Source organism: uncultured Bacteroides sp. (assembly GCF_905207245.1).
GTDB lineage: Bacteria > Bacteroidota > Bacteroidia > Bacteroidales > Bacteroidaceae > Bacteroides.
On the sequence record NZ_CAJLKP010000013.1, the window covers coordinates 44,313 to 70,060 of the forward strand.

The 25,748-nt window shown below is 44.9% G+C and carries 13 protein-coding genes and 1 pseudogene; 8 read left to right on the forward strand and 6 right to left on the reverse strand.

The window, feature by feature from the left end:
- Positions 1-61: 61 nt before the first annotated feature.
- From QZ135_RS06175 to QZ135_RS06210, 8 genes and pseudogenes are all read left to right on the forward strand, one after another.
- Entirely contained in the window at positions 62-3,571 is a 3,510-nt protein-coding gene (locus QZ135_RS06175; protein ID WP_294606845.1) for a TonB-dependent receptor, read from the forward strand.
- Between the two features lie 15 nt (positions 3,572-3,586).
- Positions 3,587-5,353: a RagB/SusD family nutrient uptake outer membrane protein gene (locus QZ135_RS06180; RefSeq protein WP_294606847.1), complete on the forward strand. Its 1,767-nt coding sequence runs from the start codon at positions 3,587-3,589 to the stop codon at positions 5,351-5,353.
- Positions 5,354-5,370: 17 nt separating this feature from the next.
- Positions 5,371-6,273, forward strand: a complete 903-nt coding sequence (locus QZ135_RS06185; protein ID WP_217713019.1) for a glycerophosphodiester phosphodiesterase family protein — start codon at positions 5,371-5,373, stop codon at positions 6,271-6,273.
- A gap of 12 nt (positions 6,274-6,285) precedes the next feature.
- Positions 6,286-7,731: a PQQ-binding-like beta-propeller repeat protein gene (locus tag QZ135_RS06190; RefSeq protein ID WP_294606850.1), complete on the forward strand. Its 1,446-nt coding sequence runs from the start codon at positions 6,286-6,288 to the stop codon at positions 7,729-7,731.
- A 36-nt stretch (positions 7,732-7,767) separates the two neighbouring features.
- Positions 7,768-8,667, forward strand: coding sequence for a glycerophosphodiester phosphodiesterase family protein (locus tag QZ135_RS06195; RefSeq protein WP_294606852.1), 900 nt, complete (start codon positions 7,768-7,770; stop codon positions 8,665-8,667).
- A gap of 12 nt (positions 8,668-8,679) precedes the next feature.
- Positions 8,680-10,032 (forward strand): MFS transporter, encoded by a 1,353-nt coding sequence (locus QZ135_RS06200; RefSeq protein WP_294606854.1) that lies wholly within the window; start codon positions 8,680-8,682, stop codon positions 10,030-10,032.
- A 123-nt stretch (positions 10,033-10,155) separates the two neighbouring features.
- Positions 10,156-11,472, forward strand: a complete 1,317-nt coding sequence (locus QZ135_RS06205) for an ATP-binding protein (RefSeq protein ID WP_294606857.1) — start codon at positions 10,156-10,158, stop codon at positions 11,470-11,472.
- A gap of 192 nt (positions 11,473-11,664) precedes the next feature.
- Positions 11,665-12,132 (forward strand): annotated as a pseudogene (locus QZ135_RS06210) (cupin domain-containing protein); the annotation flags it as partial.
- A 163-nt stretch (positions 12,133-12,295) separates the two neighbouring features.
- Here the strand turns inward: QZ135_RS06210 and QZ135_RS06215 are convergent.
- From QZ135_RS06215 to QZ135_RS06240, 6 genes are all read right to left on the reverse strand, one after another.
- Entirely contained in the window at positions 12,296-15,886 is a 3,591-nt protein-coding gene (locus QZ135_RS06215) for an alpha-L-rhamnosidase (RefSeq protein WP_294606859.1), read from the reverse strand.
- Between the two features lie 278 nt (positions 15,887-16,164).
- The gene (locus QZ135_RS06220) at positions 16,165-17,784 is read right to left on the reverse strand and encodes a RagB/SusD family nutrient uptake outer membrane protein (RefSeq protein ID WP_291550460.1); all 1,620 of its coding nucleotides are present in this window, start codon (positions 17,782-17,784) and stop codon (positions 16,165-16,167) included.
- Positions 17,785-17,800: 16 nt separating this feature from the next.
- The gene (locus QZ135_RS06225) at positions 17,801-21,082 is read right to left on the reverse strand and encodes a SusC/RagA family TonB-linked outer membrane protein (protein WP_294606861.1); all 3,282 of its coding nucleotides are present in this window, start codon (positions 21,080-21,082) and stop codon (positions 17,801-17,803) included.
- A gap of 152 nt (positions 21,083-21,234) precedes the next feature.
- Positions 21,235-22,182, reverse strand: coding sequence for a FecR domain-containing protein (locus QZ135_RS06230; protein WP_294606864.1), 948 nt, complete (start codon positions 22,180-22,182; stop codon positions 21,235-21,237).
- A 73-nt stretch (positions 22,183-22,255) separates the two neighbouring features.
- Entirely contained in the window at positions 22,256-22,816 is a 561-nt protein-coding gene (locus QZ135_RS06235; protein ID WP_294606866.1) for an RNA polymerase sigma-70 factor, read from the reverse strand.
- Between the two features lie 330 nt (positions 22,817-23,146).
- Positions 23,147-25,666: an alpha-L-arabinofuranosidase C-terminal domain-containing protein gene (locus QZ135_RS06240; protein WP_294606868.1), complete on the reverse strand. Its 2,520-nt coding sequence runs from the start codon at positions 25,664-25,666 to the stop codon at positions 23,147-23,149.
- Positions 25,667-25,748: the final 82 nt, after the last annotated feature.

Consider the following 25,748-nt stretch of genomic DNA (forward strand, 5'->3'; position numbering starts at 1 on the left):
CCGCTTGGACGGCGGCATAAGGAAGCCTGTATACCTATCAAACCAACTTAATTTATTTGATATGAAAAACAGGAAACCAAAGAATCTAAGAACTATGCGGGTGCTTTGCCTCACTATGTTCTTGAGTGTATCACTCAGTCTTTTCTCGCAGATCACCGTCACTGTGGAAAACACGCCGTTGCGTGCCGCACTGAAAAAGATTGAGCAGGTAAGCGACTACAAGTTCTTCTACAATGAAAAACTGGCAGGTCTCGATCAGCCCGTTTCCTTCAACGTAAGCAATGCCACCATTGAACAGACTTTGCAGAAAGTGCTGGTGGGAAAGGAACTTACTTACAGAATGGAGAAAGACAATGTAGTAGTGCTGTTGCAGAAGGAGGCTGTGAATCAGAAGACTAAGACGATCACCGGAACGATTGTAGACCAGTCGGGCGAACCGGTAATTGGTGCCAGCATTGTAGTAAAAGGAACCAGCAATGGTACCATCACCGATATAGACGGTAATTACACCTTGGCAAATGTACCTGAAAACTCCACAATCAACATTTCCTATATAGGCTATCAGCCCTTGACCTATCCCGCATCCAGTAAAGAACTCACCAAAGTTACGCTGAAAGAGGATAGTGAAATGCTGGATGAGGTGGTGGTGGTAGGATACGGTACCACCAAGAAAGCAAATCTATCCGGTGCCGTAGACCAAATATCCTCGAAAGAAATAGAGCACCGCGTCAGTGGCAATGCCGGGCAAGTACTCCAAGGAATGATTCCCAATCTGAATGTTTCCTTCAGCGATGGTTCCATAAACTCAAAGGCAACCTTTGATGTACGTGGCGTAGGTTCCATAAACGGCGGAAAGCCTTTGGTACTTATCGACGGCGTAGAAGGTGATATGAATTATATCAATCCCAAAGATATCGAATCCATATCTGTACTGAAAGACGCTTCTTCTGCCGCCATCTATGGTGCCCGTGCCGCTTTTGGTGTAGTACTTATCACGACCAAGAATCCGAATGCCGGAAAAATACAGGTGAATTATTCCAATCACTTCGGTTGGAGCAATCCCACTATCAATACAGACAATTTTATCACAGACGGTCTGGAATGGGCTCGCCTGAGCGATAAGTTAAGTCTTTTGGAAAACACAAGTACCTACTTAGGATACACTGAAGAAGACTATGCCTATATGGAAGCCCGCAAGAAAGACCCTTCACTCCCTTCCGCACTGATAAAAACAGTAGACGGCGTGGAACGCTATGTACATTACGGAAATACGGATTGGTGGGATTATATCTTCCAGAATAACCAGCCCTCCATGGAGCATAACCTGAATATTTCCGGTGGTAGCGAGAAAGTTCGTTTCTATCTTTCCGGAAGATTCTATTCAAGAGAAGGTATTTACCGAATCAACCCCGATAAACTGAAAAGTTATACTTTACGCAGCAAGATCGATTTCCAGCTGACCTCCTCTATCAAGATAACCAACTCCACCAATATCTATTTCAGTGATTACGATTATCCGGCAACCAACAACCGTAATGTAGGTGGAAGCGATAACAGTGAGGATTGGAGAAAATATACCTTCCACGCTTCCCCGGTATTCTTACCTCGAAATCCGGATGGTACTATTCTTATCAACGGCGCCTACACTCCCGGCCGTGACATAGCAGACGGCACATTTGCCGACCTGACCTATGGGAAAAGCAAGGGACTTGACCAGGAGCATGACATTTCAAACACCATTGCTTTGCAGTTTACTCCCATCAAGGATGTAGTATTGAATGCCGACTATAGTTTCCGTAAAGGAAGTCCCGTTTCCAAACTGTTACTGGTTTCAACTCCACACACCAACCAACCCAATGGTGAGGGAACAAGCCGCTATATGCCTAACAAATCACTCTATAAGGAGATGCATTGGCAAACTATGTATCAGGCAGTCAATGCCTTCGGTACATACAGCCACCTCTTTGCAAAGAAACACGATGTAAAGGCAATGATCGGATTCAACCAGGAATGGAGACATTGGGAGCGCAGCGTTGCAAGACGCAGTTCACCCGCATCCGAAGAACTGGGTTCTTTCAACCTCGCCACAGGAGAAAATGTACAGGTTCAGGGAAATGCTGATGAATGGGCTATCCGTGCCGCTTTTTACCGCCTGAACTACGACTACCTGGGACGCTATCTATTAGAGTTCAACGGACGCTTCGACCTTTCCTCCAAGTTCCCCCATAACAAACGCCTGGGTATTTTCCCCTCCGGTTCTTTTGCCTGGCGCATAAGTGAAGAACCATTCTTCCAATCATTGAAATCCGTTATGGATAACTTGAAATTCCGCGTTTCCTATGGGACACTGGGCAATCAAAACGTAGGTCCATACGACTATATAGCCAAAATGAAAGTCACGCAAGGGGATTACCTGATGGACAGTTCATACATGAGTTACCTGACTACTCCTGATGCCATCTCCTCAAACTTCACTTGGGAAAAATCTCAGACCATTGACTTTGGAGTCGATTTCTCTTTGTTTAACGGACGGTTCTCCACTTCTTTCGACTGGTATCAACGCGACACAAAAGATATGTTGACCCAAGGTAAGAAACTTCCATCTGTTTTCGGAACTTCCGAACCACAAGAGAATGCCGCTAATCTGCGTACAAGAGGTTTCGAGCTGTCAGTGAAATGGCAGGATAAATTCTTGCTGGCACACCAGCCGTTCGAATATAAAGTAGGATTCACATTAGCCGATAACGTAACAGAAATTACCAAATTCGACAACCCCGACGGACAGATAGACCAGTTTTATGTAGGTAAACGCTTGGGTGAAATATGGGGATATACGGTTGAAGGGTTCTTCCAGGATGACATGGAATATCTGAAACATGCAGACCAAACGAAAGTAAACCGAAGAATCCAACGTAACTACCTCATTAACCATCCGATAGCAGGAGACATCAAATTCAAAGACTTGGATGGCAATGGAGAAATATCTCCGGGTGACCAGACTTTGGCAAATCCGGGTGACCTACGCATCATCGGTAATACATCGCCCAGATACACTTGCTCCCTGAACCTGGGATTCAATTATTACGGCTTCGACTTTTCAACATTCTTTCAGGGAGTCCTGAAACGTAACTGGTGGCCGGGCAAGGATAACAGTTTCTTCTGGGGACCGTTTACACGCCAGTACGAGAATTTCTACCCTAAAAGTATTGAGCAAAACTCATGGACCCCGGAAAACCCGAATGCATACTTCCCACGTCTGGCTGTATATGCGGCCAACGAAGGTGGAAATTATGAAGGCGCCCAGTTGAGAGTCTATTCTGATAAATACTTGCAGAATGCTGCTTATGTCCGCCTGAAAGATATCACTTTAGGCTATACTCTGCCTAAGGCACTCTGTAGTAAGATTGGATTCTCCAGCATCCGGGTTTATGTTTCAGGAACCAACCTCCTGACGTTCTCTCCTTTGTACAAACATAACGAGGACCGCACCGTAGACCCGGAACAATTGGGAGACGGTAATTCTTACCCGTTCAGCAAGACATTTGCTTTTGGTTTTGATTTTAAATTTTAAAGAAGAAGTATAGCTATGAATAAATTCAATATAATAAAAGTTTGTACTGTTTGTATGATAGGCATAGGCATGGCCTCATGCAACGACTCATTCATGGACAGATTCCCAATCGCGGAAATATCGCCGGAGAACTCATTCAAGTCTGCACAAGACCTCGAATTGTATACCAATGGGTTTTATGAGAATCTTCCGAAAATCAATGATATTGTCCGAGGAGATAATACATCAGATAATATACTTTACAGCAATGTACCTATGGAACAACGAAGTGCGGAAAGAGATATTCCATCCGAAGCCGGTAGTAGTGGCTGGAGTTGGGGAGCTCTCCGGAAAATCAATATTTTCTTTGATAACTACACACGCTGTGAAGACAAAGTTGCCGCACTGAAGTATGAAGGTGTTGCCCGTTTCTTCAGAGCCTGGTTCTACTTCGACAAGGTGAAACGCTTTGGTGGTGTGCCCTGGTATGAAACAGAAATAAAAACAGACGATGAAGACTTGCTATATAAGCCCAGAGATTCACGTGAATTCATTATGAACAAAACAATTGAAGATCTGGAAATAGCAGTGGAACGTCTGGGTACTACCAGAAAACCGGACCAGATATCCAAATGGACTGCATTGGCTTTCTTGTCCCGCGTATGTCTCTACGAAGGTACTTATCGTAAATATCACACAGAACTAAATCTTCCCGATGCCGACAAACTACTGGAGAAAGCATATAAAGCAGCGGAAAGAGTAATGAATGAATCGGGCTATAGTTTATATACTACAGGAAATTCCGATGTCGATTACAGGGACTTGTTTGCTTCCGATGAGCTGAAAGAGGCAGAAGTTATTTTGGGAAGACGTTACTCGTTGGTATTGAACAAGATGCATAATACAAACTATTATTTTCTATCAAAAACCCAACAAGACGTAGGGCTGACCAAAGACTTTGTGAATACCTATCTGTTGGCCAACGGAACACCGTTCACCGCTCAAACAGATTATGCTACCATGCAGTTCAAGGATGAAATGAAGAACCGGGACAAACGTCTGGCACAGACAATCCGTTCAGTGGGATATACCCGGATTGACAGCGACAAACCATTACTTCCCGACTTAGAAGCCTCCATGACGGGATACCAGATTGCTAAATTCATATCCAAAGAGGCACAGGATGGAGATGGTGCATCCTATCAGGATGTAGCTATCATTCGCTATGCGGAAGTTCTTCTGAATTATGCCGAAGCCAAGGCTGAACTGGGAGTAATCACACAGGATGACATTGATAAGTCTATAAGGCTGATTCGCGTAAGAGCCGGAATGCCAAATCTGAATCTTGCTACATCCAATTCCAACCCGGACGGGATACTTGCAAGCGAATACACCAACGTAACCGGAAGTAATAAAGGCGTCATTCTGGAAATCAGACGCGAACGCCGCATAGAGTTAGCTCTCGAAGGATTCCGCTATGATGACTTGATGCGCTGGAAAATGGGTAAACTACTTGAACCTCATTTCACAGGTATGTATTTCCCCTCACTGGGTGAATTTGATTTGGACGGAGATGGCACAGCCGATCTTCTGCTTTACGACGATAAAGCACCCGAAAGTAAAGCGAAACAAAAAATCAAAGTGGGAGGTGTCCTTCAACTGACAGAAGGGAAACGAGGCTATCTGGTTGGTTTCCTGAATATAACGAAGAAGTTTGATGAAACACGCGATTACCTGTACCCAATACCTTCAGGCGATATTATGCTGAACAAGAAACTGGAACAAAATCCGAACTGGAAATAATAAAAACAGAGTGAATCATGAAAATAGATAAAATATACATAACCGGATTTTTCCTTTCCCTGTTTCTTTTTGTTGCCTGCGGGAGCGATAACGAACCATCTATTCCGGAAGAGCCCGACCCTTCGGAAGTATACTATCCGGAAGTTACCGAAAGTGAGCGGGTTTCTATTCCCGTTTCATTACAGAAGAGAGAGCATGTGCAGATATGCGCCCATCGAGGATATTGGAAAGATGCACCGGAGAATTCCATCAAAGCAGTAACCCTGGCTATCGAAAATAAAATTGATATGATAGAGCTGGATGTAAGAATGTCAAAGGATGGAAAGCTGGTATTGATGCACGATGCCACTATCGAACGTACGACAAATGGCACCGGAAAAGTATCGGAATTGAGTTACAAGGAATTAAGTTCGTACAATCTGTATCATGAGGGAGAGTTGACGGAGGAAAGAGTACCGCTCTTCAAAGATATCCTGTCAACAGCCAGAGGGAAGATCTACATTGATATAGATGTGAAGATTTCCGATTATAAGGCAGTATACGACTTGGTAAAGCAATATGGTATGCTTTCCCAGGTACTGTTTACAGTCTATGATGTGGCGGCAGCCAAGAAGGTGGTGAATCTGGATGAAAACGCCATCCTCTTACCAGTCATCTACGAAATGCAGGATCTGGAAAATTATCTGGCAATTCGCAAACCTCTTCCCGTTGCCCAGTTCAATAGCGCTGCTTTCACAGACGACATTCTGGCCAAAGCATCCGAAAACGGTGTTTTCCTATTCAAAAACATTTATATAAACACCAATATTACTCCGACTTCGGATAACTACAAACAAGTGAAAGCATTTCTGATAAAAGAAGGAAGTATCATACAGACAGATTATCCCGTTGAACTGAAAGAGTATTTAAAAAACAATTAAAAAGATACATCAATGAAAAATACAATATTAATAATACTGACTGCACTTCTATGGATGGCATGCAGTGATGAAGATAAAGTGAATATAAAACCGGTGGCGGCTTTCAAGGCAAGTGAAGTCATCGTCCAGGAAGGACAGTCTGTGGCTTTCACAGACTTGTCATTCGACCAGGACGGACAAATAGCCCAATGGGCATGGGATTTTGGCAATGGCAGTTCTTCCGAAGAACAATCTCCAATAACGGAATACTCTGCGGCCGGAGAATATACAGTGACTTTATCCGTCTGGGATAATCAAGGGACACAGAATGCAAATGTATTCAGTAAGACTATCACTGTAAAAGAAAAGTCTACTGCTGACGTAGAACCCGAAATAGCATGGGAATTCCAGACACCATGCGGCTTTCAGGATGTATCTCCTGCCATCGACGATCATGGAAATGTCGTTGTGGGCTGCGATGCAAACAATGCACGCGGCGGGCAAAATATATGGGTAATAAACAATGGAACAGAAGTCTGGCATTATTCTTCGGGCGACGTAATCCGTTCTTCGGCTGCAATAGCAGATGATGGTACTATCTATGTGGGCAGCTATGACAAGAAACTATACGCCTTCTCCGCCAGTTCATCCGCACCATTGGGAACATTTGATCTGAGTGCCACAGCCAAGTTCAGTAGCCCGGCTATAGATAAAGATGGTACAGTATTTTTCTCTGCCAATAAAAAGTTATTTGCCATCAATGCGGCACCGGGTATGACCGAAAAGTGGAATGCCGATTGTGAAGGGACTACGCAATCTACTCCAGTAATAGGCGATGATGCTGTATACATCTGTTCCAATAGTGGTAAACTTTATGCTTTTGCCAAAAATGACGGAAAGAAGAGATGGACTGTGGAATATGGAAAGACTTGTACTTCAGTTCCCGCCATAGGAGAAGACGGCACCATTTATCTATGTGGTGAAACGGCGGATGGTGGAATAGTAATGGCTGTAAATCCGGATGGGACTGTAAAATGGCAACAATATTCAGCCTCAGCCTTCGCTAATTCCGGTATCTCGCTGAGTATCGACGGATATTTGTATGTAGGCAATTCTGACGGAGATATGCTTTGCTATACTCAGGAAGACGGTACCTCTGTCTGGAAGTTCAAGGCACAAGGACAGATTCGTTCGGTACCTGCAATAGACAATGCCGGAAATATTTACTTCGGTGACGGAAAAGGCTACTTCTATGTACTAAATTCAAAAGGAAAACTGAGTTATAAGGAAATTCAGTTGGGAGCAAACATCTGGTCATCTCCTGTTATTGATAAGAATGGACTTATCTACGTTTGCACCGATGTTACCAAATCATCAGAGCCAGGCAAGGTATTCGCACTCAGAACCCATGCAACAGGAGCACAACAAGGTTGGTCCATGCGGAGTGGAGACTACAAGAGAAACGCCCGTAAAAAATAACTTTAACGAATAAAAAACTCAAAAGAAAAATAGAATATGAAAAGGATATTATCAATATCAGTATTACTGATCGCTTATTTGGCAACATTTGCCCAAGGACATTTTAAAGAGATAGAAAAGAGCTTCAAGGAACCGGAGACTAAATCGATTCTTGTTGTTTCCCATCGTGCCGATTGGCGCAATGCACCGGAAAATTCCTTGCAGGCTATCCAGAACTGCATCGATATGGGTGTAGATATGGTGGAAATCGACCTGAAGAAAACAAAAGATGGTCACCTGGTACTGATGCACGATAAAATGATAGACCGCACAATGAACGGTAAAGGAAGTCCGGAGGATTATACTCTGGCAGAGCTGAAAGCCATGAGACTGAAAAATGGTGCCGGAATCAAAACCCGGCATCAGATTCCTACCTTTGAGGAAGTCATGAATCTATGTAAAGGCAAGATCATGGTAAATGTAGACAAAGGCTATGACTACTTCAAAGATGCGTATGAAGTACTAAAGAAAACCGGCACCGCAGACCAATGTGTGATGAAAGCCAGCCTGCCCTATGAACAAGTGAAAGCTGAAAATGGCGAAGTGCTGGATAAGATGATTTTCATGCCTGTTATCCAGTTACACAAAGAGGGAGCAGAAGCAATCATAGACGGGTATCTGAAACACATGAAGCCACAGGCTTTTGAATTAGTCTTCAATAACGACAGCCCTGAAGTGCAGCGCCTCATCAAGAAGGTTCACGACAGTGGAGCAAAGATATTCATCAACTCCCTCTGGCCCGAGCTTTGTGGCGGACATGATGATGACCGTGCCATAGAACTGCATCAGCCGGACGAGAGCTGGGGATGGATCATCAACCAGGGAGCAAAACTGATTCAGACAGACCGTCCCGCTATATTGCTGCAATACTTAAAGGATAAGAAACTGCACAAGTAAAGAAAAGAAAGCATGTTGAAACATATCATTGATTTTTACAAGGTGTCGACTCCGGCACCTTGTAACGGGGAATCTTTGCCCGAACAAAAGCGTCGGTTGAAGCGTCTGCAATGGTCCACTTTCCTTGCGGCAACCCTCGGATATAGTATGTACTATGTATGCCGCCTGAGCCTGAACATCGTTAAGAAGCCGATTGTGGATGAAGGCATCTTCTCCGAAACAGAATTAGGTATCATTGGCTCTGTACTGTTCTTCACCTATGCCATAGGCAAATTCTCCAACGGTTTCCTGGCAGACAGAAGTAACATCAACCGCTTTATGTCAACAGGATTGCTGGTGACAGCACTGGTAAACTTGTGCCTGGGCTTTGTGAACTCGTTCATCTTGTTCGCCATATTATGGGGTATCAGCGGTTGGTTTCAGTCTATGGGGGCAGCATCTTGCGTTGTAGGGTTATCACGCTGGTTCACAGACAAGGAATGCGGTTCATTTTATGGTTTCTGGAGTGCCAGCCACAACATAGGTGAAGCAATGACGTTCATCATTGTGGCCTCCATCGTGAGTGCGCTCGGATGGCGTTATGGTTTTCTGGGTGCAGGCATGGTAGGCTTATTAGGCACATTACTCATCTGGCGTTTCTTCCACGATACACCGGAAAGTAAAGGGCTTCCTCCGGTCAACGCACCGAAAGAAAAGAAAGTGATGAGTGCATTGGAGACGAAAGAATTTGACCGTGCGCAGAAAGCTGTATTAAGGAATCCGGCAATCTGGATACTTGCCCTCAGCAGTGCATTCATGTACATCAGCCGTTATGCGGTGAATAGCTGGGGGATATTCTATCTGGAGGCACAGAAAGGTTACTCAACACTGGATGCCAGTTTCATTATTTCTATCAGTTCGGTATGTGGCATCATAGGCACTATGCTTTCCGGAGTAATCTCAGACAAGCTGTTTAAAGGACGCCGCAATGCACCGGCACTTATATTCGGATTAACGAATGTATTGGCGCTTTGCTTGTTTCTATTGGTGCCCGGTGTACACTTCTGGTTGGATGCCTTGGCGATGATACTGTTTGGGTTAGGCATCGGTGTACTGATTTGCTTCCTCGGCGGACTGATGGCCGTTGATATTGCCCCACGCAATGCTTCGGGAGCCGCTCTCGGAGTAGTAGGCATTGCCAGCTACATCGGTGCAGGATTACAGGATGTAATGAGCGGTGTGTTGATAGAAGGGCATAAGACGGTAGTGAACGGAACAGATACGTATGACTTCACCTATATCAACTGGTTCTGGATTGGCGCGGCGCTGTTGTCGGTAGTGCTGGCGTTGCTGGTATGGAATGCAAAGTCGGCAGATACAGAATAAGTATATTCAGAAAAAGCACCACTCATTTGGTTTATCTCATTATTCTCTGTATTTTTGTTCCGTAACCGCCAGTTCCGTAATGTACATTACGGAACTTATTTATAATCACATAAACTACTGATTATGAAATTCTACGATAGAGAACAAGAAACCGCCAAATTGCAGGAGATACAGCAAAAATCACTTCTGCAAGCTCAAATGACTATCATTACAGGACGGAGACGTATCGGTAAAACCCAGCTACTACTGAATGTCACGGCGGAGCAACCCACGCTATATTTCTTTGTGGCACGCAAAGCAGAAGCCGACCTCATCGCCGACTTTCAAGCCATCATAGCCCGCAATCTGAACATACCCGTCTTCGGACAAGTAACTTCTTTTGCAGAACTGTTCCGCTTTCTCATGGAATACTCCACCACTCATCCCTTCAATCTCATCATTGATGAGTTTCAGGAATTCTTCAATATCAACCCAGCCATTTACAGCGAAATGCAACACTATTGGGATGTCAACAAAGACAAGAGCCGAATAAACCTGCTACTCAGCGGTTCTGTTTATTCATTGATGCAAAAGATATTCCAGAACAGCAAGGAACCGCTATTCGGCAGAGCCACAGCGTATATCCGGCTGAAACCTTTCCGCACAGACGTGCTGAAGCTAATTCTATCCGACCACCACGCCCGCTATACAAACGAGGATTTACTCGCTCTATACGCATTTACCGGAGGCGTGGCAAAGTATGTACAACTCTTTATGGACAACGGCATTTTTACCAAAAAGAAGATGTTGGACTATATGATACAGGAAGACTCACTCTTCATTGCCGAAGGGAAAAATATGCTCGTTGAAGAATTCGGAAAAGATTACGCCGTCTATTTTTCTATTCTGGCCGCTATTGCAAGGGGAGAAAACACACGTGCCAAAATAGAAGCTGCCGTTCAGAAAGAACTCGGCGGTTACTTGTCCCGATTGGAAAAAGACTTTAGCCTTATCGAAAAGAGTATCCCGCTGCTGGCCAAGGTAGAAACCAAAAACGTACGCTATCGACTATGCGACAACTTCTTGTCATTCTGGTTCCGCTTCATCTTCAAGTATTACTATATGGTTGAGATCGGCTCCTACACTATGCTACGTGAGATTATAGAACGCGATTATGAAATATTCAGTGGTCTGGCATTAGAGAAATATTTCACGGCACGCTTCATGGAAGAGCAATGCAGTACCCGCATAGGCGGTTTCTGGGATCGGAAAGGAGAGAACGAAATAGACCTTATCACATTGAACGAGTTAGAGAAGTCCGCGCGCATCATTGAAGTGAAACGCCAGAAACGAAAAATAGATATGGAACGTTTACGGACAAAAGGCAGTTTCTTCATTGAAAGTTCCGGCTTAAAGGATTATCAAGTAGAATATATGGGATTATCCATGGAAGATATGTAAAAGAGCCTGCCCTTCCTCCAAGAGTATCAGTTCCGTAAAATTGGTATAACAATCAGTAATCCGTATACAGCCTCCCAACTTTGAATGCCGTAACTTTGTAACCGGAAGAAGGAAACCACATCCCTTCCTCCGGTTAAGTCTTTTTTAATACCTCAAAGCAATACGGATATGAAGAAGTTAATACTCATTTTTATGGCTGTGGCAATGACATTGCCCAACTATTACAACCCATTAAATGCACAGAATATGGAAAAGAAATCTCCTGAACAAACAAGTGCATTTCCCACAGGTGACAAACTGCCGGAAATGTTTTCACAGTATTTCATAGGGCAGGCCTATCTGGCCCGGCTGACGCAAAACAAGGCCCTGAACTGCCCTATCTCTAACGTAACCTTCGAACCGGGTTGCCGCAACAACTGGCACAGCCACACAGGCGGACAAATTCTGGTTGCCGTGGGTGGCAAAGGCTACTATCAGGCACGCGGTGAAGCTGCCCGCCTACTGTTGCCGGGCGATGTAGTGGAAATCCCCGCTGACGTGGAGCACTGGCACGGTGCGGCTCCCGACAGTTGGTTCTCCCACCTTGCCATCGAATGTAACCCGCAGACCAACAAGAATATCTGGCTCGAACCGGTAGACGACAAGCAGTACACTGAGGCGATTCCGGAGTAGATACTTTGCCAATGTTTTGCCATCCCTTTGGCAAACTTTTGCCATCGCAGTGGCAAGACTTTGCCATAGCGTTGGCAAGGTCTTGCCACTACGATGGCAGAACATTGGCAATATATCAGCAAAACAAGCTGATACTTCCGCTACGGGAACATTACTTCTTAGCCAATCTCTTCTCCCGCACTTCGAACGAATACTTTCCGGATTGCAGTTTCAGCAATATCTTTCCATTCTCCTCACCCATATATTCTATACCTCTGCGCATTTTACCGACAAACTTCCTGTTCTCCCTGATGTACTTCGCCGCCGTGGCAGGCAGATAAAGTAGAGCCGTCGTATTGCCGGGAATGGTAAAGTCATAATGAATCACCCCGTTCTCCACCTTCCAGCTACTTTCGATGCGCCCGTACATAGAGTCATAATAGCCTTTTGCAAACGTCATCTGCCCCGTCGGGTCTATCTCCGGTTTAAGCAGGAAATGCTTGAAGGCAGGAGTGTTTTCATCCCGCTGTATGCCCAGAGAATGGCCGTACATCCAGGCTCCCACCGCACCGAAGGAATAATGGTTGAAAGAGTTCATGCGATTGTTTCCCCCGAAGCCATCCGTATGGGTATAGGAGTTCAGACGCTCCCAAATGGTCGTGGCTCCCTGGTCTACGGAGTAGAGCCATGAGGGATAGCTGGTCTGTTGCAACAGCTTATAGGCCAAATCGGTGTATCCGTTATCGGACAGCGCCTTACTAATCCATGCCGTACCGATGAAGCCCGTCATTAAGGAATAGGCAGGGCATTGCCTGCCACTGTCGGTAGTATTCTCGCGGACAACTGTCTTTGCCAGATTCGTCACTACCTTACTCTTCTTTTCCCGGTCGATAATATCAAAGGCCAACGGCAGCACGTAGGAAGTTTGTATATCTACAAATGTCCCTTTCTTTTCGGGGATGAAGGCTGAGAAGACGGTTTTCCCTGTTTCAGGCTCTATATAAGTCTTGTTGAAGAAGTCCTTCCGCGCCGCATGCAGCTCTTTGAACCACTCGGCATCCACCGTATTTCCCAGCGCAGCCGCCATCTTGCTCATCAACTCCAAGTTATAGATGAAATAGGCTTCCCATACGAGCGACTTATCATTCTTTTCGTCTTCCAGGCCCAACCAGTCGCACAGGTCTCCCCATGCTCTGTTTTGCACAATCAGATTCGTTTCCGTCTCAATTGTGTTTTCGAGAATATAGAAGATATAGCGCTTCATGGCGTCGTAGTGCTCCGCCAGCAAAGCCTTGTCGCCGTATTGCTGATAACACTCCCAGGGCACCGTTATCCCCGCACTTCCCCACAACAGGCCGCCAAAGCCAATACCGAGAGGGGCAATGTCCGGGAAACGCCCGTCGGCATGCTGCGAGTCGCGTGCCGAGCGCAGATACCTCCTCAGGAATTGCGGCACATCCGCCAGATAGGTTGCCGTGCGGGAGAATACCGAAATATCCCCCATCCATCCCAGACGCTCATTGCGTTGCGGACAGTCGGTGGGGATGGAGACGAAGTTGCCATAGGAAGACCAGGTGATGTTCTCCCAGAGTTTGTTCACTTTCGCATTGGAGGTTTCGTAGTGGGAAGCCAGGTGATGGATGGAGCTGAGCACCACACCTTTCACGGATTCCAACGGCAAAGGCCGGTCAATGCCCGTTATCTCCAGGAAGCGATAACCGTGGTAAGTGAAGCGGGGGTGGATGGTTTCCTGTCCGCCCCGGGCAATATAAATGTCCTGTGCCATGGCCGCACGGATATTCTCAAGCATAATCATGCCGGTGTTTCCCGCATATTCGGGCAAATCAGGGTATTTCACTTCGGCAAAGCGAAGGTTAATCCTTGTTCCCGGCTTCACGCCCAAAAGACTAATCTTAGGCACACCCACCATGTTTTGTCCCATATCGTACACAAATACGCCGGGGCGGACTTCTTCAACCGAGATAGCTGTCAGTTCATCAATTTCTTTCACCGTCTGTCCGAACTGTCCGAGGAGTGCAAAGCCGGAGTAATCATTCACGCCGGGATATCCTTCCCGGCAGATATTGCTTTCCAGAGCAATCTCCTTAGCCGGTTTCCAGCCCGATGCACGATAACCGACGGTACTCCAGCCTTCCACGTTGGTTTCTTTCAGGGCATCGTACACTTCGCCTTGGAAGAAACTGCCATAGAGCACAGGCCCGTTATTGAAGTATTGCCAAGTGGAGGGCTCGGTGACTATCACCTTTTCCTGTCCATCGGCATACGTGATGACCAGCTTTGCCAATAGTGACTGGCGGTCTCCGAAGAAATTCCAGTAGCCGCCCATAAAGGTGGAACCACCACTCCACCAGCCCTCCGCCAGTAAAGCACCGAGGGCATTCTTGCCGGAATGCAGATATTCCGTCACATCGAACGTCTGATATAAATGAGTTTTATTGTACTGGGTGATTCCGGGGTTGAAGTAATCGTCTCCCACCCGCTTGCCATTCAGATAGATTTCATAAATGCCGCGTGCGGTGACGTACAGACGCGCTTTGGCAACTTCCTCACCGGAAGAGGTAAAGACAGTACGAAGCATCGGAGTGGAGTTTCCTTTCGGGGTGAACGTTTCAAAAGCACCGGAAGCATCACCCACTACCCGATAGTTCCTGTCCTTCACCGTTGCTATCACATGCGCGGGGCTTCTGAGGTTGGCAATTTCCACTTTTGAGAAGGAAGCTGCTTGTCCGGCGGGCACGGCAAAGCCGAGGTCTCCCACTACCGGAAAGGCGATGAAGTCGCCACCTTGCCCCAAAGGATTCAGATTTACGGAGCCGATTTCAGACTTTGCACCATCAGCCTCCGCCTTTGCCGGATTGCTCCCTGCCTCTGCATGGTTAGTCTCTCCTTTTGCACGATGGATATAGAATTTCGTAAATCCCAGGTCGGATGTAAGGCTTATCGCATGCCGGACATATTGATTGTCTTTATTAATCAAGTGTTGCGGGACAGGGAAACTCTTGAAAGGAATATCCCGTTTGTCGTCCGGATGATAGCCCACCCTGTAAATGTTCAGTAGGGCTTCCCTTCCCTCAGTCAGCGGAGCGATGTCCAGTTCTATCTTGATATAAGATTCATCCGGTTGGTTTTCCAGATGATACAGGTTCTTGTTCTTATCCATCAGGCGTTCGTCATTGGCACCGTAGATAAGAGCTGCACGGGTAGTTGCGGATGCCTCATCCAGTTGGAGGGAAAAGTTCAGCTTAAACACCGGAAGATAATGCGAATACAGCACCATGTCCTCATCTCCCCCACCAATCCACTTGGCGCCGCTCCATCCCTGATAAGCGGAGTCGTTGCTCATCAGTCCGGTTTCAAACCAAGAGCTTGCCGAGGATTGTTCGCCTCTCTGGTTCCAGACGTTCACCCGCCAGGCATAGCGGGTGGTGGGTTGCAAAGGCTCACCGCCGTATTCAATGTTCAATGAAAGGTCACTCTTTATCTTTCCGCTATCCCACACCAGTTGCCCTCTCTCAGTGGCAACCAAAACCTGATAGTTCGTCTGGAAGTATCCCCTTTCATGGTCTGCCACTTCCATCTGCCAACTGAAGCGGGGTTTCTCCACATCTATTCCCAGAGGAGTTTCGGCATATTCCACTTTCAGCTTGCCGATGGAAACAGGGTTGCCTGCGGCATGCAACAAAGTGACACACGAAATACATACGAATAAGGCTGACAACAGGCGACTTTTATGGCTTTTCATATACAGTGTTTTTTATAAATTACGTTCCGGTCACTAATAACACTTAGTGTTCAGTCACAAAGATAAGCCATCCTGTTAATAATTAAGCCTAAAAAGAATGCAAAAGAAGGATAGTTTTGAATCAAAAGCCAAATAAAAGCACCCTAAACAACTATTACTTACGTTTTGAAGAATATATGGCCATACACCGACAATATAGTAAAAGCTGCCTTACACAGACAGCTTTTACATTTATTATCTAAACGAGGCTATTTACTCGCTCAGTTGATCCACTTATACTAATACCCCGGGTTCTGCTTTAAATTTGAGTTTGTAAGCATAGCCGTATTTGGAATCGGATATAGATTTTTTGAATCTACACTTGCATCATGTGAAAACCATGATTTTTGGGTAAATACCCCAAAACGAACCATATCCTGTCTGCGCCGGCCTTCTTGTGTAAACTCCCATCCCAACTCATCCAACATTCGTCCATACATGATATCAGCTCCCCCCTCATTAGTTGTTTGGTAAGTATCACGCCTTCCATAATCATACACACTACCCATTTTTAATTCATCATCCGTAACAATTGCTTTTTCCGGATTATTTTTAAAAGCCCTTTCACGTACCTTTGTGACCAAAGCACCTGCACCTGGCTGTCCGCTCCTTAATAACGCTTCTGCTTTCATCAATAAAACATCAGCATACCTAAACAAAGGCCAGTCATTACTCAAACGGTTGGTTATACCCAATGCGTATTCGAATTTCCCCCATCTGTAACCGTCCACCACATCAGACTGGTCGATGCTAGGTACATCCTTTACATAAGCAAAAGGTTTGCCATTGTCACTTCTGGTTAGGATTTCCCCCGACGATTTATACTGTTGTCCGTAAATGAAATTCTCTTTTAAACGAATATCGTCCGGATCATAACTTTCTATAAATTGAGGTATTACACAAACTCCCCCCCAAGGCGTATTGGTAAAATTATAGGTAGCTTGGCTCTCCGAAGCCAAAGTATACATATGGAAGTCAAAAGCATTCCAGTCAGTTACATAAATTTCATCCATAGGCAGAGCAAAAATAATTTCTTTGGAGTTTTCGTTCTTTGTAACAAATATATCCTTCTGGTTTGTTTCCAAAGCATATTCACCTGTCCTTTCAGCAAATGCGATCACTTTGTCGCAAATATCTATACACTTTTGCCATTCTACAGAACCTGACCATACACCGGCATTAAGATACATTTTGGCAAGTAAAGTATAAGCCCCCCATTTGGTCAAACGACCATAATAGTATCCCCTTGGTGTTTCTGATAAAAGTGCAACATTATCAGAGATTTCTTTCACAATAAAGTCAAAAACTTCTTTTCGGGATGACTGTACTGGAAGAGACGTATCTTTAAAATCTGTAACGATAGGAACATTACCGAAAAAGTCAACTAAGATATAATAATAGGAAGCCCTCAATACTTTTAGTTCCGCTACAAGTTTATCTTTAGTCTCACCCACTACATTTATTACTCCATCTTCTATTTGAGAAAGCAACCGGTTACAGGTATTTATGCCCGTATAAGTTCGAGACCAAGGTTGTAAAACTGAGTCGTCATCAGTAGTCCATGCATGTTGATGCCATCTTTTATACACGCCGCCATCTACCCAGCCATTGCCGCGAGCAGGAATAACATCTTGGTCCGCACACAATTCTTGACCGCGCACCACACCATTCCAAAGTAACATCGTTTCGCGCCACGACACATACGCCGCATTTACCAGATAGCTTATATCAGCTTCTGTTTCAGGTTTATATTGTGAGGAAACAACATTACCATAACTGTCATCTTTCAGTTCTGTACAAGAGCATACCGTGCAAGATAAAAATAATATAATCAGCCCTTTATATATAATTGTTTTCATATCTTCGATTTTTTAATTAGAATTTAAATCCAACACCAAAAGTAAACGATCTGATACTGGGGTACTGATCTCGGCTATCATATCCCGGATTGAGTCCTGAGGTACTTACTTCCGGATCGACACCCTTATATCCCGTTATGGTCAAAGCATTTAATACGGAGCAATACAATCGTATAGATTTCACGTACCTTCCTACATTTTTCAGTGTATACCCAAGGGTTATATTATCTATTTTCCAATAATCCCCTTTTTCTACATAATAGCTGTTGAATTCCGGATCAACCTCCTTACTAAGCATAGTCTTCCCAAATATTTTATCATTTACTGACTTCAGACGGTTTTCAAGACGGCTATTCTTTGGATTCTCAAAATACATACGTGCTTCATTAATAATATCAAAATCGAACGCACCACGCATAGAAATACTCAAATCAAAATTCTTGTATCGTATATAATTATTCCAGCCAGCATATATCTGCGGCAAACCGTTACCAATCACTTTTTTCTCTTCAGGAGCACGGGAAAATTCATCATACGGTACAGAATTACCATCTTTGTCTTCATAAATCCACTTGCCTTTCTCATCTATGTCTACAATTTTAAATCCCCAGAAATTACCAATCTTCTCACCTACCTGTACGCGATGTGAAGAAGTCTTTACCGGTTCGGCCAACCACCCGGTATCAAAGTAATCATAATCTGTTTTAAAGACACTGCCATCCAAACTCTTTAATTCATTAGAGTTTTTGGAGAAAGTAAAGGTGGTATTCCACTCAAAATCCTTGGTTATGAATGGAATAACATTCACAAGAACTTCAACGCCTCTATTCTGCATCTTGCCTCCATTGGCTGTAGTGGTAGGATAAAAATTGGGAGGAGTAGGCACAGTATAGTTATAAATCAATCCTTCAACATCACGGCTATAGAAATCAATTGTACCGGAAAGGCGTCCTTTAAGCATGGTAAAATCAAGACCAATATTGGTTTCTCTTTTTTCTTCCCACTTCAAGTCCGGATTCGCGTTAGATGCGGGGGCGATGGTCTGCACCCAATTACCGTCTACATAAGCATACTTGTCATATTTCAACATAGCGATGCCCAGAAAAGGGTTGGCCGGTTGCGAACCGGTGACACCATAGCCTACGCGTAATTTCAAGTCATCAAACAAATTCTGTCCTTCCATAAAAGCCTCCTGAGTGATTCTCCATCCCACAGAAACCGATGGGAAAAGTCCCCATTCATTATCCGTACCCCATAACTGACTGGCGCCTTCATATCTCAAACTGGCCATCAATAAATATCGGTCTAAAAAGGAATAGGTGGCACGCCCAAAGAAACCAATCAAGTTAGTAGTTGATTTGGAAGAACTGGCATCAGCCTTACCCAACTTCAAAGCAGAGCCGATACCGATGTTATGCCAGCCACCAAAATAATTATCCTGAAAACCATAATTCGCAAAATACATATCTTCATAATCCGTCTCATTGTAACTATATCCTCCCAAGACAGAAAACTTATGATTCTTAACTGACTTGCTATACAGTGCTGTCAGTTCAAGAAGCTTCTCCATGCGTGTGTTGGCCCCAACCGACGACCATCCGTCATAACCATCCCTTAATGCAGAAATATGTTCAAGACTTTCAGAATATCCATGGTTTCTGTTTGAACGGACATATGACATCATGGCAGTCAGTTTCAAATCTTGAAATGGATTATAAATAATGTTACCCAGATACCGCATCTCTGTATTCTTCACATTACCCTCCGATTCCTCTAAACGGGCAACCGGATTTTCATATTCAAACTTATTCAGATTTTCATACCACGATCCATCTTCATTTTTCACAGGATCGGTGGGATTTCTCAAAATAGCCTGACGATAGGCATAACCATTAAAACTGCCTGAGCTACTGGTTGATGAGAATTGGTTTTTTCTGCCAATCATCCCGAACTTCAGTTGAAGTTTGCCATCAAACATCCTGTGCAAAACTTCTATACGCCCCTGGAAGCTCTCGATACCAGACTTTAGCATGATTCCCTGACCGGACTTATAATTCAGATTAGCAATATAACTGGTTGTAGAATTTCCACCTTGCAAAGAAAGGTTGTGGACATGGGTAACCGGCGTACGGGTTATTTCTTCGAGCCAGTCCGTGTTAAATCCATGATCCTCGTCAGGATACATTGCTCTAAACTCGTCTGCGCTAAGCATATTCAGCTTTTTCACTATTTTCGAAGTACTGATGTAGCCATTATATTCTACGGAGTTTATCTGGGTACCTTTTGCTTGTTTGGTTGTAATCAGAATTACCCCATTAGTACCTCGGGTACCATAAATGGCTGCTGCAGAACCATCTTTCAAAACATCGACACTTTCAACATCTTCGGGCGCAACCGTATTCAAAGCGCCGGGTACCCCATCAATCAAAACAAGAGGATCTGTATTTGCCCCTCCAATAGTATTTGTTCCACGTAATTTTATCTGTGTGCCCGCAGTTGGGTCGCCACTCGGGTTTGTAATTGCTAATCCCGCCACTTTACCTTGAATCAACTGCCCGACGTCTTTTACCGCCCCTTTACTGAAATTTTCTGATTTAACGCTTGCAACAGAGCTTGTTATATCCCCTTTGCGTTGAGTTCCGTAGCCGATAACGACCACCTCGTCAAGAGTTTTAGTATCTTCTTGCAACACAATATCCAAAGGTTTTCCTTCAACAGCCTTTACCTCCAAAGGAATATATCCTATATAGGATATTTTTATCACTGCATCTTTTGAAACTATTAATGTGAAATTACCGGAAACATCGGTTATGGTACCATTTGCCGTATTTTGTTCCACAATGCTTGCTCCGATTATCCCCTCCCCGAACACATCTTTCACAGTTCCAGTCACTTTTATTTTATCAGGAAGCAACTGATTTTCTTCCACCTTCTTCCGTGAAAGTATAATATGATTACCTTCCATTTGATACGTTATATCAAGGTTGGCAAGCAAACTATTCAGAAGTTGATATACAGGTTGGCTTTTTACCTTTACACTCATTGTTTTTTCTACATCAACGCCATTAGTGTAGAGAAATAGATAGTCCGTTTGATTTTCAATCTCAGTAAGAATGTCTTCGAGAGGCACCTGGACCTTATGAATTGATACTATAGCATTCTGAGAACGGCTATTTTCTGCCATCAGGCTGAAAACAGAAAAGAATAAAAGGAATATTGATATTCGCATAATTCTAAATAATTGTTTTGATTGTGGATATTCAAGGCAATGAATATCCGACAAAGGAATGTTTTTCATATCTTTGCAGAATAAGTTATTAATACGATTTATAAAATAAGTTGTGTTAATCAAAGCCGGTGGATGGGACAAACATCTATCGGCTCCTTTGTTTTTCATCAGTATTTCATCATAGGCTAATATTTTGTTTTAAGAGGTTAATACTCGCTTTTTTACTTTATATAAATGACGTCATTGTTTTTATCCCTTCTATAGGTGAAAGCTACATCCTTCCGCAACACACGTAAAGCATAGTCCAATCCGTCGGATATACGGAACTTTCCGGTTAATATCACGTTCGCTATGCTCTTCTTGTCTAACTGTATTTTCAAATCATAGTATTTCTCCAGGTCCTCCATAATCCGGGCAAAAGGCTTGTTCTTGAAACAATACAAACCTTCTTTCCAACGATATACATTGTAGTCGTCAATATTACTCACTACCAGGCGTCTATCTATCAATGTTGTTTTATAATGAGGTAGAAGCACTACAGCCATCTTTTCATTATTGGGCGATTTCACTTTCACTCTTCCCTGCATTAGTGACGCCTCGAATATATTCCTCTTCGAGTAGGCCTCTACATTGAATTTGGTTCCCAGCACTTCCACATCCATGGCATGAGTGCGCACTATAAACGGGGACTTCGCGTTGTGTACCACTTCAAAGTAAGCCTCTCCGTCCAGTATCACTTCGCGTTTATCCTTCATGAAGGATACGGGATACTGCATTTTAGTTCCGGCATTCAGCCAAACGTTTGTACCATCAGGTAAATCGAGGTTCACCCGTTGGCCTGCCGGAACAGTAATGGTTTGCATAGCTACATTCACATCATCCGTATCTTTTCCTATTGAAAACAATGTAGCCGTTATGCCTACCGTTATCAAGACAGCAGAAGCTATTTTCAAGAATTCCCTGATGAAATAGTTCTTTTTCTTATACGAGATAGTTGACCTGTCCGCAGGTTCTACATGTCCGGCCAGAATCATGGCATTGAAGAGTTTCCGTTCCCGACGAAGCAGTTTGCCGTTCTCTTCGGAAGCTTCAGCCCATTCTTTCACCAATTTCATCTCCTCCACGGAAACGTCACCCTCGAAAAAGCGATATAATAAGTCTCTGTCCATAAATACTTTATTGGTGTATCTATAGCAATAGCGAACCATAGGAAAGAATCCCTAGCGAAAAAACAAACTTTTTTCAATTAAGATAGAAAAAGAGAAGGGAAACAGGCAGATAATCCCGTAGAGCCGTGCGTAATGCCTTGGTTGATTTGGAAATATGGAATTCTACTCCTTTAGGCGTTATGTTCAACAAGGAAGCGATTTCTTTATGAGACTTGTTCTCATAACGGCTCATAATAAAGATACGCCTAGTCTGTTCGGGCAGGCTTTCGAGAGTTTTCTCCACAATTTCCTGTATCTCCGCGGTGAAAATTTCATAGGGTTCGAATTCTTTCAGGGTAACGATCCTGTTGGACAACTCCCAAGCATGCACCCGAGCTATCTCATCCGAAACGTCTTGCCGGATTTGTTGATGGCGCAGGTGGTCTATACATTTATGCTTGATAGCAGTCAGCACGTAGGCGGGGATGTTTGTATCGACAGGCAGGCGGTCTTTATTTTCCCAATAATACATCATGGACTCAATGACAAAGTCTTCGGCAACGGCTTCATCGTGCACATAGGTACAGGCAAAGTGAACGAAGCGCTGCTGATAGTCAATAAAGAACTTATTAAAAAAATTCAGATCTATTGTCATTGACCGTCAAGTGTATTAAATTAAAAAAGGTACGGTAATGCAAATATAAGTCTTTTTATTCATAACCGGACAAAGCCGGTCTTAAAACAAAGCCTATTCGGCAGATAAACTGTCCGGGATACGAAGTTACATTGTGACATTTTGCATCTCTAAGCCATCGAGAATCGTTTCTTTAGATCCGAAGTACAGGAACATCGGAAATACGCAAAAGAAAAATCGCATCTGCTTAACTAATAACAGGATATAAAAATACGGACAATCCTGTTATGTTGAAAAAGTCAAAAAAGGCGCTTTTAATGACGTATTGCATCAAAAGCGCCTCTATGCTTATCATTTCGCTTTCACTCTCAATATAGTATAAGAGAACGGCGGGAACGTATAACTAAAGCTCTTTCCAAAGCCTTTGAACTCGCTTTCCTGCGGATAAATCTTCTTGGGCTCTTCAAAAGAGTTCTCGTCCATATCGCTGGCGGCAGAAAGGGAGATGACTTTACCCGTTTTCTCCACCTGGTTCACTCCGTCCAGCTTCACGCTCAACGGATAGGCCACGGCCTCAGCGTTCACCACTTTCACAATCAGTTCGCCCGTGGCTTCATCGTAGCCCGAAGAGAAAAACTGGAGCGGAGTCGTTTCGGGCGCATAAGACACTATCAGCTTACCGTCCATGTAGAGTTCGCTCTTCTGCGGAGCAACCACAAGTTTCACGTCATACCATTTATCGTTTTCGAGGCTCTGGGATACACGCTCGCTGACCACACCTCCCGTACGGCCATCCGAAACGCTTTCCACAGCCGTAGTCTGGTTGTTCCAGCCGGCAACGTTGTATACGTACCCCTGCTTCGCGCCCTCCGACAAACCGAAGTAGAGGAAGAAGCCTTCGTCACCACCCACTTTGCGAACTTTGCACTCCAGCGTAAAGTGGTTACTGCTGAAGCCGTCCACGATATAACGGCTCGGCGTTTCCGAAGAAGTCTGGCTCAGTACGCCGTCTTTCAGCGCCCACGTGCCTTTCCGGTCTGTGGCATTGTTCAAATCCAGGTTGGCGGCTGTACCGTCTTCCCCGGTCACTTTCACATCCTTAAATTCCACCTGCGTGTTCCATGAACCGAAACCTAAGTTGCCGGCACTGTATTCGAGAGAACGGGGAGTGCTCATTGTAATATTGCTCTTTAGATTGTACGTCGGACGGTTTTCGGCCGCCATCTGCTGCACATAGTAAGAGCTGCGTCCCAACACTTGGTCCGTATCCAGCCAGATAAGATTAACAGCCCAGGAACGGTCGTTGCGGTTCTCCAGAAGTGGGGCGTAGGAAGCCATCTTCACCAAGTCGCCGTTGCGTTCCATGCCAGAGATGAAAGCAGCTTCGGAGAGGGCAGCCCGCATGTTTCCACCGCCCACGTTGGCGTTACAGGCATATTCGCCTACATACGCATCGTATTTGCCGCGCGGATGGTTGTCGAAAATCGTCGTATTCTGGAAGAAGAATTCGGGATTGACGTACCAGTGCGGGTCAATCATATCCGTCTTTTCAATCTTGCCCGTTCCGCCCAGACCGTGGTTGGAAATAAGAATCAGCCCGGGGTATTTGGCTTTAATCGCTTTATAGAAGATGTCAAAGCGTTTGTCGTACTCGTCGCCCCAGTTCTCATTACCGATTTCCACATATTTCAGAGGGAAAGTGTCCGGATGACCCTGTTCGGCACGCTTGGCACCCCATTCGGTGGTGACGTCGCCGATGGCATATTCTATGGCATCCATGCAGTCGTCCAGATAATAAGCTATCTTGTCTTCGGGTGAAGCGTCGCCCATGCGGTACTGGCAACCCAGTCCGACGTTGCAGACAAACATGGCATCGGCATTAATATCTTCGCAGAACTGCAACATCTCATGATAACCAAAACCATACGAGCAACGGTAACCCCAGGTGCTGTACTCTCCCGGACGTGCAGCAGGGTCGCCCAATGTCTTTTTCCACTCAAAGCGGTTCGCCAGTGAGATGCCCTCCACCACGCAGCCACCGGGCCAGCGGACAAAGGCGGGATGCAGGCCTTGCAGCATTTCGGCTACGTCGGTGCGCAAGCCATTCGGGCGGTTGCGGAAAGTCTTTTCCGGGAAGAGGGATACATAGTCCAGGCTAACCGTGCCCGTACCGTCAAATTCCAGTGCCAGCTTTCCTCTTGCGGCAGTTGCCGAAGGACTCAGCATTTGTTGGACGTCGCCCCATACATTGCTTCCGACCACTTCAACAGGGACCGAAGCAAGCACTTCGTCTTTATCGGATAGCAAGAAGGCGGTTATCTTACCTTTATAATCAGCAGAAGGGCGGAGGATGGTGCGCAGGCGGTAAGAGTCGCCTTTCACCAGATTCATCCCCCAGTATCCCTCGTTTATCAGTCGGACGGGGGTGGAAGCGTCCTTAATGGTTACTTTCAGATTGTTCGGGGCGGAGGAGAACTTCGGGTTCTCTTTCGTCAGTTTCATCCCGGCAGCCGAGGCGTCCTTGGTTTGCAGAGCCCATCCCGGAACAGGTTCGGTGGTCCAGCGGAAACTGCCGTGGCTTACTTTGCCCGTCAGGTGATTGCAAACTTCCTTCGGATGGAGCACATCGCCTTCGGCATAGTAGCCTTCGGGCATTTCCAGTTCTTCAAAACTACGGTTCTTCACCAGTTCGGCATACAAGCCGCCATCACCAGCGTGGTTGATTTCTTCGAAGAAGATGCCATACATGGAGGATGCCACTTCGGCACCTTTCTCCTGTAGGTTGATTACGAGTTCTTCTTCCGGCGTAACGCCGCCGCACGAGCTCATCAACAATGCGGCTGCCGCAAGGCATAAAAGATTTTGCTTCATAAAGTTATTTGTTTTGGTATTAGATATATCTGTTCAATTGCAAAGATAGGGCATGAGAAACAAAGAGATGGGATAGTATTTT

What these genes read in the sequence shown, in the direction of transcription:
- QZ135_RS06175 (WP_294606845.1), top strand. Translation starts at nt 62, where the DNA reads ATGAAAAACAGGAAACCAAAGAATCTAAGAACTATGCGGGTGCTTTGC.
- QZ135_RS06180 (WP_294606847.1), top strand. Translation starts at nt 3,587, where the DNA reads ATGAATAAATTCAATATAATAAAAGTTTGTACTGTTTGTATGATAGGC.
- QZ135_RS06185 (WP_217713019.1), top strand. Translation starts at nt 5,371, where the DNA reads ATGAAAATAGATAAAATATACATAACCGGATTTTTCCTTTCCCTGTTT.
- QZ135_RS06190 (WP_294606850.1), top strand. Translation starts at nt 6,286, where the DNA reads ATGAAAAATACAATATTAATAATACTGACTGCACTTCTATGGATGGCA.
- QZ135_RS06195 (WP_294606852.1), top strand. Translation starts at nt 7,768, where the DNA reads ATGAAAAGGATATTATCAATATCAGTATTACTGATCGCTTATTTGGCA.
- QZ135_RS06200 (WP_294606854.1), top strand. Translation starts at nt 8,680, where the DNA reads ATGTTGAAACATATCATTGATTTTTACAAGGTGTCGACTCCGGCACCT.
- QZ135_RS06205 (WP_294606857.1), top strand. Translation starts at nt 10,156, where the DNA reads ATGAAATTCTACGATAGAGAACAAGAAACCGCCAAATTGCAGGAGATA.
- QZ135_RS06215 (WP_294606859.1), bottom strand. Translation starts at nt 15,886, where the DNA reads ATGAAAAGCCATAAAAGTCGCCTGTTGTCAGCCTTATTCGTATGTATT.
- QZ135_RS06220 (WP_291550460.1), bottom strand. Translation starts at nt 17,784, where the DNA reads ATGAAAACAATTATATATAAAGGGCTGATTATATTATTTTTATCTTGC.
- QZ135_RS06225 (WP_294606861.1), bottom strand. Translation starts at nt 21,082, where the DNA reads ATGAAAAACATTCCTTTGTCGGATATTCATTGCCTTGAATATCCACAA.
- QZ135_RS06230 (WP_294606864.1), bottom strand. Translation starts at nt 22,182, where the DNA reads ATGGACAGAGACTTATTATATCGCTTTTTCGAGGGTGACGTTTCCGTG.
- QZ135_RS06235 (WP_294606866.1), bottom strand. Translation starts at nt 22,816, where the DNA reads ATGACAATAGATCTGAATTTTTTTAATAAGTTCTTTATTGACTATCAG.
- QZ135_RS06240 (WP_294606868.1), bottom strand. Translation starts at nt 25,666, where the DNA reads ATGAAGCAAAATCTTTTATGCCTTGCGGCAGCCGCATTGTTGATGAGC.